The sequence below is a fragment of the Pandoraea soli genome (assembly GCF_902459595.1).
GTDB classification, from domain to species: Bacteria; Pseudomonadota; Gammaproteobacteria; order Burkholderiales; family Burkholderiaceae; genus Pandoraea; species Pandoraea cepalis.
Map to the genome: position 1 here is coordinate 427,692 of NZ_CABPSG010000003.1, position 12,417 is coordinate 440,108.

Genomic DNA, 12,417 nt, shown 5'->3' on the forward strand with positions numbered 1-12,417 from the left:
CCTAGGGAAAACCCGTGGTTTTTTCGCAACGCAGCGGCGTCGGCACCTCGTGGATCGTCAGATTCGCAAAAATCATTGAAAATCAATTACTTAATTCCAACAAAAGCGACGAATGCCACCGCTCTGACGCGTGCCGCGCCACGAATTAGAGGGAAATGTCGCGGCGCGCAACAACTTGTTTGATCGGATGGGGTTTATCGCGAAGTGCGACAGCAGTAGAGTGACAACATGATGAAGTCAGTCGACGTCGTGGCTCGCAGGGTGCACCGCACCGCGGACGACGCCGGCTCGTACAGGAGCATTACCATGGCTGCCCTCGGTTCTTTCCTTCTGCTGGCGAGTGCCTCGCTGCTCACCGCGTCGTATCTGCGCAGCCGTGCCGCGCGTGCGCGCCGTCAGCAAGCGCGCGTGACGCGTCGCTGAACGCTTCGACACGCAATGATACTGCGCGCATGACTGCAGCGCGTACTGCTCGGGTTCCTTGTCTTGCACAATGAATCCCGCTTGTCGACGTTTGATTATTTCATTTTCCGCAATTCTCCCTTCTCCGGGAGCGCGTTTTTCTCCTTGCTGCGTGCGCGTAGATTGGCGTCAATGACGGCGCCCATGTTGGACGTCTCGCCAGACAGGAGAAATGACAATGAAGTCCATTCTGATCGCTTCGGCCTTCGCTGCCGCGCTGTTGAGCGCAGGTGCCGCGAGCGCCGCCGAGAATGCCCAATCGGCTGCCCAACCGCAGCAACCCCAGACGCGAGCGCAAGTTCAAGTGCAAACGCAGGCCCAGCCGGGTGCCGTGGCAGCCACCACGCAAACGACGACCGTCGCCCCAGCCTATGAAGTCCCGGGCCGCGTGAATCGCGCCGGTTCGATCTACTTCGGTCAGTAAGCCGCGCAAAAAATCGGCAAGCCGGGGCGTCATCGCTCGGCCTGCCGGATTCCCGATGCTTCGGGCACCCCACACGCATCTCCGTCCCGCCGTTCCCCCTCAGTAGGTCCGCTTCATCGCTGCCGCGCACGCGGCGGACAGGCATCCCACTGCCAGCACATACACGGCGATCCACCACGGTTTGTGCCCCCCGTATTCGAGCAGCGTCGCCGCCACCAGTGGTGTGATCGAGCTGGAAACGATTCCTGACACTTGATACACGACCGAGATGCCCGTGTAGCGAACCCGCGTGTCGAACAGTTCGCAGAACATCGACGCCTCGGGACCATAGACGAACGCATAGACGACCCCCAGCGGCACAATCACCGCGAGCGACACCCACCAGACGCTCGTCGCATAGTGCATCACCGCCAATGCCGGTATCGCCGACACGCCACAGGCCAACGCGCCCCAACCGAACACTCGACGGCGTCCCACGCGATCCGACAGCTTCGCGGCATACGGAATCGTGACGATCAACACCATGGCCGCGAGCGTGACCGCCAGCAGGATCGGCGTCTTCGGAAAGTGCAGCGTGCCAACGAGATACGAGATGGCGAACACCGCATAGACGTTGAACACCACGCCGTCGATATAACGCGCGCCCCAGCCCAGCAGCACGTTGCGCCGGTAATCGCGCGCAATCTCGGAAAGCGGCACATGCGCGACGCGCTGACTGTCTTTGATACGCGCGAACTCGGGCGTCTCGAGCACGCGCAGCCGGATGAACATGCCCACCGCCACGAGCACCACGCTGAGCATGAACGCCAGACGCCAGCCCCATGCCATGAACTGTGCATCGGTCAGTGTCGACGAGAGCAACGCGACCACACCGGTCGACAGGCACAACCCCACGGCGAGCCCGATCTGCGGATACGCCGCGAACCGCCCGCGCCGGTCGCGCGGCGCGTACTCAAACGCCATGAGCACCGCGCCGCCCCATTCGCCCCCCAGGCCAATGCCCTGCAACAGACGCAGGAACAGCAGAATCAGCGGGGCGGCCATGCCAATGCTGTCGTAGGTCGGCACCAGTCCGATCAGGAACGTGGACACCCCCATGATGGAGAGCGTGACGATGAGCAATGGCTTGCGTCCCAACCGATCGCCGAAATGACCGAAGAGGATGCCCCCGATCGGCCGCGTGGCGAATCCCACCGCGTAGACCGTGTAGGCAAGCGCGGTGGCAATGAAGGCGTCGCCGCTGGGAAAGAAGAGCTTGTTGAAGACGAGGCCTGTCACGGTGCCGTACAGGAAGAAGTCATACCATTCGACGGTCGTGCCGATCAGGCTGGCCAGCGCGACCGTGCGCACCGCTTTTTCGGCGGAGACGGCATCGCTGCCGCCCACGCCCGTGAGAACCTGTTCCATTGCGCCTCCTGTTGATGCGCCGCGCCGTGGCGGCGCGCTGCGACGCGCCGGTTTGCGCCGGGCGTCTGTCTCCTGGATGTCTCGGTGCCGCCTTTGGATCACGCGGCTATGTTTTGATGATGCGGATTACGGGGACTGCGGGTAAGACGCGAAAACACGCATGCGCGCGAACGCATACGACCGTGGCGGCCACCTGACGATCAGGCGGTGGCGCCGATGAAATTGCGTCCGCGCGGGCCGTCGAGCGCGGCGGCGATCATCGCATTCGATTCAGGCTCGGACACGCCATAGGCCGAAAACTCGGTCGCCACGCCCAAACCGTTGAGAAACGCGGTGAGCTTGTCGGGGGCGCGGCCAATGTCGCCGTCGAACACCTGCGCCAGCACCGCGTCGCGATCGGCACGGCGGCCTATCGCCAGACGCATCACCGCCGGCAAGGTGAACGAGCACGCGATGCCGTGAGGTAGGCCATGACGAATCGTCATGTCGTACGAAATCGAATGCGCCAACGCGGTCTTCGTGTTGGAGAACGCCATGCCCGCCTGCAGCGCGGCGAGTGCCGCCTGAGCGCGCAACGCCTCGTTGTCCAGCGACACCATCAGCTGCGGCAACACGCGCATCATGTCGCGCGCCGCCGTCACGGCGAAGGTGTCGGAAATCGGATTGGCGTTAACGTTCCAGATCGCCTCGAGCGCATGCGAGAGGGCGTCGAGACCGCTTTGCAGAGTGACCGCCGGCGGCAGTGAGCGCGTCAGGCGCGGATCGACAATCGCCGCCTCCGGCCACGTCTCGGTCAAATGCAGCGAGTACTTTTTGTGCTTCACATGACGATCCCACAGCGTGGCCCACGGGGTGACTTCGCTGCCGGTGCCGGCCGTCGTCGGAACGGTGATGAGCCGCTTGGTCCGCGATGGCCGGAAGACGCCCCCCGCATCAAGCGCATCGACGAGCGTCGCAAAGCGATCGTCCTCGCCCGCGACCATCAACAGCTTGGCCGTGTCGAGCGTGCTGCCGCCGCCCAGCGCCACGATCACCTCGCACTGGCCGTACCGCCGCCAGAAATCGCTGTACATCGGGGCAAGTTCGCGCACATCCGGGTTCGGGCTGACACGATCGATCGTCCCCGCCAGCCGTTGCCCGAGCAGCGCTTCGACTTGCCCCGTCATGCCGAGCGCCCGCGCTTCGGGCATGGTGACGAGCACAGCCCGCCGCTCGCCGACCAATTCGGGCAACTGAGCAAGGGCACCCGCACCGAAGCGAACGTCGACCGGATTATGGAAACGTGAACATGCAGTCATGGTGAGGAGGTGCCGCTGCGCCCGCGGGCGCCGCGATCGATTGACGAAGATTGAGCTGGATTATGGTGAGGACCGTCCTATACTTCCAATTCACAATTTTTCGTCGATGTATTGGTAAAACCTATACCTCGTCACGGGAGCGTCATCGATGCGGATTACCCAACTGCGCTCGTTCCATGCGGTGGCGCACCACGGCAGCGTGACGCGCGCGGCCCAGGCGCTGCATGTGAGCCAGCCCACGATGACCACGCAGATTCGTGCGCTGGAGGAGACTTACGGCGTCGAACTGTTCTACCGGCACGGCCGTGGACTGACGCTCACGCCGACCGGAAAATCGTTATATGCGGTGAGCCTGCGCATCTTCTCCGACGAAGCCGAAGCGCTTGGTCTGCTCAAGGAGCATGGCGAGCTGCGCACCGGCGAATTACGCCTGGGCGCTGTCGGACCGCATCACGCGATGGAGATCGTGGCGGCGTTCCAGCCGCGTTACCCCGGCATTCGCATTTCCATGCGGCCGGGCAACTCCGAAGAAATGATCGAGAGCCTGCTGGCCTACCGCACGGACTTGGCGGTGCTCGCGCGCTATCACGACGACGCGCGTCTGCATGCCGTGCCCTATCGCACGCATCCGGTCGTGCTGTTGGTGCCGCGCGCGCACCGGTTCGCCAAGCGACGCAGCGTGCCGCTCGCGGCGCTGGCGGACGAGCCGATGCTCATGCGCGAGCCGGGATCGACCACGCGTCACGCGCTCGAAGCGGCGTTGCAAGCGGCGGGGGTGACACCGAGCGTGGCGATGGAGATCGGCAGCCGCGAAGCGATTCGCGAGGCCGTCATTCTGGGACTGGGAATCGCTGCGGTGTCGGCGCGTGAGCATACGCCCGACGCGCGACTTGCCACCGTATCGATCAGCGACGCACGCGTGGAGACGACAACGGTCGTTGTGTGCCTGGCGCAGCGGCGAGCGTCGCGGGCGATTGCCGCGTTTCTGGAGGTCGTGGCGGGACTGGTGTGACGCCCGTGGGCATGGCATGGGCAGCGCCTGGCACGCCGCCCACGCAAGACGTCACCTGACCGGATTACAGATATTGGCTCGCCGCCAGCACGACGCCCGAGGCCACGAGGCAGTAGATGCCGAACAGATACCAGCGGCCGTGTTCGAGCCAGCGCGACAACCAGCGCAGCGCTACCAGACCGGCGAGGAAGCTGAACACCATGCCGACGAGACTCGGCGTGAGCACCGTCATGTAGTGGCCGGAGAACGATTGCGCGCCGCCCGACTTGTACAGGCGGTACGCCTCCTTGGCAATCACCGGCGGCGTGAGCACCACGGCCAGCGCGAAGCTGAATTCCTCGACACGGATTTTATCGAGCCCGCGCATCATCCCCGTCGAGATGGTCGATCCCGAGCGCGAGAAACCACGGAACGGCAGACACAAACCCTGTACCGCGCCGATCCAGGCCGAGTCGGCACCGCGCAACGGGCGATCGCCCATCGGCGGACGCTTGCTGCCCGAGATCAGAATCAGGATGCCCGCCATCGCGAGGCCGCCGGAGATGATGTACAGATTGCCGAACAAGTGCTCGATCTCGGCGTGTTCGGAGCCACGCATCAAGACCTTCTCGATAAACAGCATCAAGGCCAGCCCGATCACGCCCGTGAAGCCCGTCGCGATGACGACTTGCTTCGCGTTATGCACGAAGTCGTGCTTCGACGAGAAATAGCGCTCGCGCCACGACTTCCAGAAATAGACGATGACGGCGAGCATCGTGCCGGTGTGCAGCATGACGAGCAACAACGTCATGGCGGGCGCCGACGGGTCGAGACCCATCAGCTTCTCGGCCATGATGACGTGTGCCGAACTCGACACGGGAAGCAACTCCGCCACGCCCTGCACAATCGCGAGCACGAGCACTTGCAGATAATCCATGCGAAATCCTTGTGAAATGGGCAAGGAGCCTACGCCGGATGCATGACATTTCTGTGACGGTCACATGACGGCGGCGCCGGTTCCCTGCCCACCACCGGCTGCCGCGCATGATACTCCAACAGACGTGTCACGAAGTGAGCAAGTGAGCCGTGTACGACGGGTACCTTGGGTCAATGCGGAGCGACTTGCCCACCGGAAATCCACAGCTTGGTCACAGGTGCACCACAGCTTACCCACAGGGTTATCGACAGATTTGTCCACAGGGTGCGACGCATCGCAAAGGGGGGCGCACAAAACAAAATCGGCCACGCGAGGTGGCCGATTTGTTATCGGAGGCAGCGACCCGGAGTCGCGACGCGCCGCACAGGCGCTGGCTCACGGGAGGTGCCACCCGTACTGCGATGGGTGACGCGAATCAGCTACCGAAGTACGTGCTGCCGGCAAGGGCGAGGTTGATGATCGACGCCGGGGTCGCGGCTACCGCTGCAGCGCCCGAGTTGGCGATCGACTTCGGATAAACCGAATCGTGTTGCTGCAGCAGACCGGCTTGCTGGGCTTGCGCCAGTTCCTGACCGACCTGAGCACGGGTCAGCATGCTGGTTTGCGGCACCCACGAGAATTCCGACGGGCCGTCGAAGGCATCGCTGGCAAAGGCCGAACCGGCCGACACGGCCAACATTGCGGAAACCAGGGCTGAGGTAATAAGAGCGCGCTTCATGATGTTTTCTCCTGTCTGTTTGAGTCGCGGCGATGTTCAATTCATCGTCGACAATTGCAGTCTATTGGCATCGACAATTGCAATAAAGATGATATTTGTCCATTTGTAATTTCTATTTCAGAAATAATTAGCGCGACACGTCCCGCATCGAGCCTCGACGTCCATGCGAGCCGGCGCTCACGACGGCTGGACGGCGGCTGAGCGTCATGACGACGGAAGGGGAATGTCTGCCCGCAGAGACGGGAACCGAGCGAGACGTACGTCGCTCGATTCCCGCCTGTGGCGTATTGAGTGCGCTAGTGACCGAGGACCGGCTTGAGCGCGATGCCGGTATGGCTCGCCGCGACGTGCGTCAGCGCGTCGGGTGACATCGCGGCGACGACCATCCCGCCGTTCTTGCCACCCTCCGGGCCCATATCGACGATCCAGTCGGCTTCGGCAATCACATCGAGGTTGTGCTCGATGACGACGACGGTATGCCCGCCATTCACCAGCCGATGGAGCACATGAATCAGACGCGCCACGTCCGCCATGTGAAGACCGACCGTGGGCTCGTCGAGCACATACAGCGTGTGCGGCGTCTTTTGTCCGCGACGCGTGATGTCGTCGCGCACCTTGGTCAACTCCGTCACGAGCTTGATGCGCTGTGCCTCGCCCCCGGACAACGTCGGCGACGGCTGCCCCAGCGTGAGATAGCCGAGACCGACGTCCTGCATCAGTTGCAGCGGATGCGCGATGCTCGGCATCGACGCGAAGAACTCAACGGCTTCGTCCACTTCCATCGTCAGCACGTCGCCGATGCTCTTGCCGCGCCACGTCACGGCCAGCGTCTCGGCGTTGAACCGCTGACCGTGACAGACGTCGCACAGCACCTTCACGTCGGAGAGGAAGCTCATGCCGATGGTGCGCACGCCCTGCCCCTCGCACGCCGGACAACGGCCTTCGCCGGTGTTGAACGAGAAGCGCGACGCCGCATAGCCTCGGGCGCGGGCTTCGAGCGTATCGGCAAACAAGCGTCGAATCGTGTCCCAGAAGCCGATATATGTGGCCGGGCAAGAGCGCGGTGTCTTGCCGATGGGCGTCTGATCGACTTCGAGCACGCGATCGATCGCCTCCCAGCCGGTCACCGACGCGCAACCATGCCACGCGTGCACCACAGGACCGCGTGGCACCGCCGGTGCCGCCGACGTCGCACGCGGCTTGCCGTCTGCCTTAACCGCGTGACGCACCGTGCCCTTGCGGGCACGTCGCTCGGCGGGTGACGACAGCACCGAACGCCCCACCGCGTCGAGCAGGTTCGTCATCAGCACGTCGCGCGCGAGCGTCGATTTGCCCGACCCCGACACGCCGGTAATGGCCGTGAGTCGCGCCAACGGCAACGACGCCGTCACGTCCTTCAGGTTGTGGAGCGTGGCGCCATGCACCGTCAGCCAATTCGACGGCACCACCTCGACACCCCTGGCGGGCGCCACGACCTCGCGGCGCGGATGAATCGGGTGCTGCAACGGATTTGCCAGGAACTTGCCGGTCAGCGACTCGGGGTGCGAGGCCAGATCGGCGACGCTGCCCTGCGCGACCAGCGTGCCACCACGTTTGCCCGCCCCGGGACCGATGTCGATGATGTGATCGGCGCGGCGAATCGTGTCTTCGTCGTGCTCGACCACGACCAGCGTGTTGCCCTGGTCGCCCAGTTTGCGCAACGCGCCGAGCAGAATGCCGTTGTCGCGCGGGTGCAGGCCGATCGTCGGCTCGTCGAGCACATAGCAAACACCTTGCAGATTGCTGCCGAGTTGCGCCGCAAGCCGAATGCGCTGCGACTCGCCGCCCGAGAGCGTCGGCGCCGCGCGATCGAGCGTGAGGTAGCCGAGCCCGACTTCCTCGAGAAACGCCAGGCGCCCCTGAATCTCACTGATCAGATCGCGCGCGATGCTCGCCTCGCGACCGCGCAATTCAAGGCCTTCGATCCACTCGCGCACATCGGTCACGGTCCACTGCGCAACGCCGGAGATGGCGTGCTCGTCGAACGTCACCGCGCGCGCGACGGTATTGAGCCGCGCCCCGTGACAATCCGGACACGGCTGATCGCCCACGCCCTCCGGCTCCTGCTCCTCCGACGGCAACGAATGCTCGCGCCCCCGGTTGTCCTGATTGAGCACGGTGTCGTCGAACGCTTCGCGCTGCTCGCGCGTGAGCGCCAGGCCCGTACCCACGCAGGTTTGACACCAACCATGCTTGCTGTTGAACGAAAACATGCGCGGATCGAGATCGGGATAACTCGTGCCGCACACGGGGCATGCGCGCTTGACCGAGAACACCTCGATCTGGCCCACGCCTTCGCCCGGTTGCTCGCGGCCCATCGCGTCTCCGAGACCGTCGAGCGGCGCGAGCAGGTGCATCACGCCCTTGCCTTGCTCAAGCGCCGCTGCCAGCAACGTGCGCAGCAAACCTTCGGTCTCGGGTGTGACAATCACGTCGCCCACCGGCAGTTCGATGGTGTGCTCGCGGAATCGATCGAGCTTCGGCCACGGGTCGACCGGCAGGAACACGCCATCGACACGCAGATGCGAATGCCCGCGCGCCTTGGCCCACTTCGCGAGATCGGTGTAGATCCCCTTGCGCCCCACGACCAGCGGCGCGAGCAACCCCACATGCTGGCCGCGCCGATCGCGCATCAGTTGCGCGACGATGGAATCGGGGCTTTGCGCCGTAACGGGCGAACCGTCGTGAATGCAGTGCTGAATGCCTAGCTTGACGTACAGCAGACGCAAGAAGTGCCAGACTTCGGTTGTGGTCGCCACCGTACTCTTGCGTCCACCGCGCGAGAGGCGCTGCTCGATGGCGACCGTCGGCGGAATGCCGTACACGGCATCCACTTCCGGGCGCCCCGCCGGTTGCACGATGGACCGCGCATAGGCGTTGAGCGATTCGAGATAACGGCGCTGCCCTTCGTTGAAGAGGATGTCGAACGCGAGCGTCGACTTGCCCGACCCCGAGACACCGGTAATCACACTGAACTTGCCGCGCGGAATGGCGACGTCGAGCGCTTTCAGATTGTGCTCTCGGGCGTTGACGATACGAATGTCGTTGCCGCCGGCCGGCTTGCGCTGCGTGCGTGCCGCGCGCAAGGCCGTTTGCAGCGGCATGCCCGGATCGCCATCGGCGCTGGCCACCGCCGCTGATCGGCCGGGCGCCACGATATTGCGTTCATAGTCGGCCAGGGCGCGCCCGGTGTGCGACCCCTCGCACGCCACCACCTGCGCGAGCGTACCCGCGCACAGCACTTCGCCGCCGCCCTCGCCGCCTTCCGGCCCGAGGTCGATGATCCAGTCGGCCGCGCGCACCACATCGAGATTGTGTTCGATGACGAGCAGCGAGCTGCCGCCGTCGAGCAGCTTGGCGAACGCACGCATGAGCTTGGCAATGTCGTCGAAGTGCAGCCCTGTTGTCGGTTCGTCGAAAATGAAGAGCCGGCCGCGATGCGCCACCTTCTGTCCGCTCGCCGTCTTCTTCTGCGCCGCTTCCGCCAGGAAACCCGCGAGCTTCAGGCGCTGGGCTTCGCCGCCGGAGAGCGTGGGCACCGGCTGACCGAGCTTGACGTATTCGAGCCCCACGTCGACGATCGGCTGCAAGACGCGCAACACGTCGCGATCCGACGAGAACAACTTCACCGCCTCGTTGACGGTCAGCTCGAGCACGTCCGACACGCTCAACTCGCGCATCGCTTCACCGGGCACGGCGCGTTGAATCTTCACGTCGAGCACTTCGGCGCGATAGCGCTTGCCGTCGCAGTCGGGGCAACGCAGATACACGTCGCTCAGGAACTGCATCTCCACGTGTTCGAAGCCCGAGCCGCCGCATGTCGGGCAGCGCCCGTTGCCGGAATTGAAGCTGAAGGTACTGGCGTTGTAGCCCCGTTGCAGCGCTGCTGGCACGGCTGCGAACAGTTTGCGAATCTCGTCGAACGCGCCGACATAGCTCGCCGGGTTCGAGCGTGCCGTCTTGCCGATGGGTGACTGATCGACGAACACCACGCCCGACAATTGTTCGGCGCCGATGAGTTCGTCGTGGGCCCCCGGGGCTTCGGTCGGGTCGCCGAAGTGACGCGCCAGCGCCGGGTTGAGCACATCCTGTACCAGCGTCGATTTGCCGGACCCGGACACGCCGGTCACGCACACGAGTCGCCCGAGCGGAATCTCGACGCTGACCTGTTTGAGGTTGTGTTCGCGCACGCCGGTCAGCGTGAGGCGCGGCGTCGCGGCGTCGACCGGGCGCGCGCGCCAGTTCGACGCGTTCGCCACGTGCTTGCGTCCGCCCAGGTAGCTGCCGGTCAGCGTATCGGCATGGCGCACGTCATCGGGTGTGCCGTCGAAGACGATCTGTCCGCCGCGCTCTCCCGGCCCCGGCCCCATGTCGATCAGGCGGTCGGCGGCCAGCATCACCGCCGGATCGTGCTCGACCACCACCAGCGTATTACCCGCGTCACGCAGGCGATGCATGGCGGCGACGATGCGGTCCATATCGCGCGGATGCAGGCCGATACTCGGCTCGTCGAGCACGAAGAGCGTATTGACGAGCGACGTGCCGAGCGCCGTCGTCAGATTGATACGCTGTACTTCGCCGCCCGAGAGCGTACGGCTCTGACGGTCGAGCGTGAGGTAGCCGATGCCGACGTCGCACAGATACTTCAGCCGCGTGCCGACCTCTTCCTGCAACAGCTTGAGGGCGTCGTCGAGCAGGCTCGACGGCAACGTGAGCGAATCGAAGAACTGACGCACACGCGAAATCGGCATGAGCATCAGGTCGTGCATGGTGAGGCCGGGCAGCGCTTCGAGCGACTCGCGCGACCACGCCACGCCACGCGGCATGACGCGCTGGGCGGGCGGCAGAACCGCGTCGGCGTTCTCCTTCGAGCCGAGCCGCCAAAGCAGGCCCTCCGTCTTCAGGCGGGCGCCGCCACAGGTCTCGCACGTGGTGTAGCTGCGGTACTTCGAGAGCAGCACGCGAATGTGCATCTTGTACGCCTTCGACTCCAGATAGCCGAAGAAGCGCCGGATGCCGTACCACTGCTTGTTCCACTCGCCTTTCCAGTCGGGATCGCCTTCAATGACCCACTCGCGATGCTCGGGCGAGAGTTTCGACCAGGGCGTATCGCGCGGAATGCTCGCCTTGCCGGCGTACTCGAGCAGGTCGTCCTGGATCTCTTTCCACGCGGGCGTCTGAATGGTCTTGATCGCGCCGCCACGCAGCGTCTTGCGCTCGTCCGGGATCACCAGACCGAGGTCGACACCGATCACGCGGCCGAACCCGCGACAGGCTTCGCAGGCACCATAGGCCGAGTTGAACGAGAAGAGCGCCGGTTGCGGATCGGCGTAGTGCAGGTCGCTGTCGGGGCAGTGCAGATCCTGCGAATAGCGCCAGATGTCGGGCTCACCTTCGTCGGCCAGCACGTAGACATTCACCCGTCCGCGCCCGCGCTTGAGCGACGCCTCGATGGCTTCCATCGCGCGCGCCTTCTCGGTGTTCTGCAAGCGGAACCGGTCGGCGACGACATCGAGCACCTTGCGCGCGCCGTCAGCCGATGCGACTTCGCGTTCGGCCTGCACGCGCGTGTAGCCCGATGCCGAGAGCCACTGTTCGACCTCGTCGGCGGTGACACTGCCCGGCAACTCGACAGGGAACGTAACGACCAGACGCGGATCGCCCGGCGCGGTGCGCGCCATCAGATCGGCGTAGATCGTCTCGGGGGTGTCGTGTCGCACCGGCTGTGCCGTCTCGCGATCGAACAGCGCCGCCGCGCGGGCGAACAGCAGCTTGAGGTGGTCGTTGAGTTCGGTCATCGTGCCGACCGTCGAGCGCGAGCTGCGCACGGGGTTGGTCTGATCGATGGCGATGGCCGGCGGCACGCCTTCCACATGATCGACCTGCGGACGATCCATGCGGTCGAGGAACTGGCGGGCGTAGGCACTGAAGGTTTCGACGTAGCGGCGCTGGCCTTCGGCAAACAGCGTGTCGAAGACCAGGCTCGACTTGCCGGAACCGGACGGACCGGTCACGACAGTCATTTCACCGGTCTGGAGATCGACGTCGAGATTCTTGAGGTTGTGCTGGCGGGCACCACGAATACGAATGGCGTGGTTGGACGACGGGTCGGGTTTCGAGGATGAGGTATCCACTGGATCA

7 protein-coding genes are annotated in these 12,417 nt (G+C 64.5%); 2 read left to right on the forward strand and 5 right to left on the reverse strand.

What is annotated here, in order from left to right; translation table 11 throughout:
* Positions 1-640: 640 nt before the first annotated feature.
* Entirely contained in the window at positions 641-886 is a 246-nt protein-coding gene (locus PSO31014_RS08495; RefSeq protein ID WP_174976445.1) for a DUF4148 domain-containing protein, read from the forward strand.
* A gap of 99 nt (positions 887-985) precedes the next feature.
* On the opposite strand, the gene PSO31014_RS08500 is transcribed toward PSO31014_RS08495, so the two are convergent.
* Positions 986-2,293 (reverse strand): MFS transporter, encoded by a 1,308-nt coding sequence (locus tag PSO31014_RS08500; protein ID WP_150551197.1) that lies wholly within the window; start codon positions 2,291-2,293, stop codon positions 986-988.
* Between the two features lie 200 nt (positions 2,294-2,493).
* The gene (gene psrA, locus PSO31014_RS08505) at positions 2,494-3,591 is read right to left on the reverse strand and encodes an iron-containing alcohol dehydrogenase PsrA (RefSeq protein ID WP_150551198.1); all 1,098 of its coding nucleotides are present in this window, start codon (positions 3,589-3,591) and stop codon (positions 2,494-2,496) included.
* A gap of 148 nt (positions 3,592-3,739) precedes the next feature.
* On the opposite strand from psrA, the gene PSO31014_RS08510 reads away from it, so the two are divergent.
* The gene (locus PSO31014_RS08510; protein WP_150551199.1) at positions 3,740-4,603 is read left to right on the forward strand and encodes a LysR substrate-binding domain-containing protein; all 864 of its coding nucleotides are present in this window, start codon (positions 3,740-3,742) and stop codon (positions 4,601-4,603) included.
* A gap of 64 nt (positions 4,604-4,667) precedes the next feature.
* Here the strand turns inward: PSO31014_RS08510 and PSO31014_RS08515 are convergent, their stop codons facing one another.
* The 3 genes from PSO31014_RS08515 to uvrA form a co-directional block, all read right to left on the reverse strand.
* Complete coding sequence (locus PSO31014_RS08515; protein WP_150551200.1) at positions 4,668-5,519, reverse strand: undecaprenyl-diphosphate phosphatase; 852 nt, start codon at positions 5,517-5,519, stop codon at positions 4,668-4,670.
* 415 nt (positions 5,520-5,934) lie between these two features.
* Positions 5,935-6,237 (reverse strand): DUF4148 domain-containing protein, encoded by a 303-nt coding sequence (locus PSO31014_RS08520; protein ID WP_150551201.1) that lies wholly within the window; start codon positions 6,235-6,237, stop codon positions 5,935-5,937.
* Between the two features lie 296 nt (positions 6,238-6,533).
* Positions 6,534-12,410, reverse strand: coding sequence for an excinuclease ABC subunit UvrA (gene uvrA, locus PSO31014_RS08525; RefSeq protein ID WP_150551202.1), 5,877 nt, complete (start codon positions 12,408-12,410; stop codon positions 6,534-6,536).
* Positions 12,411-12,417 lie beyond the last annotated feature (7 nt).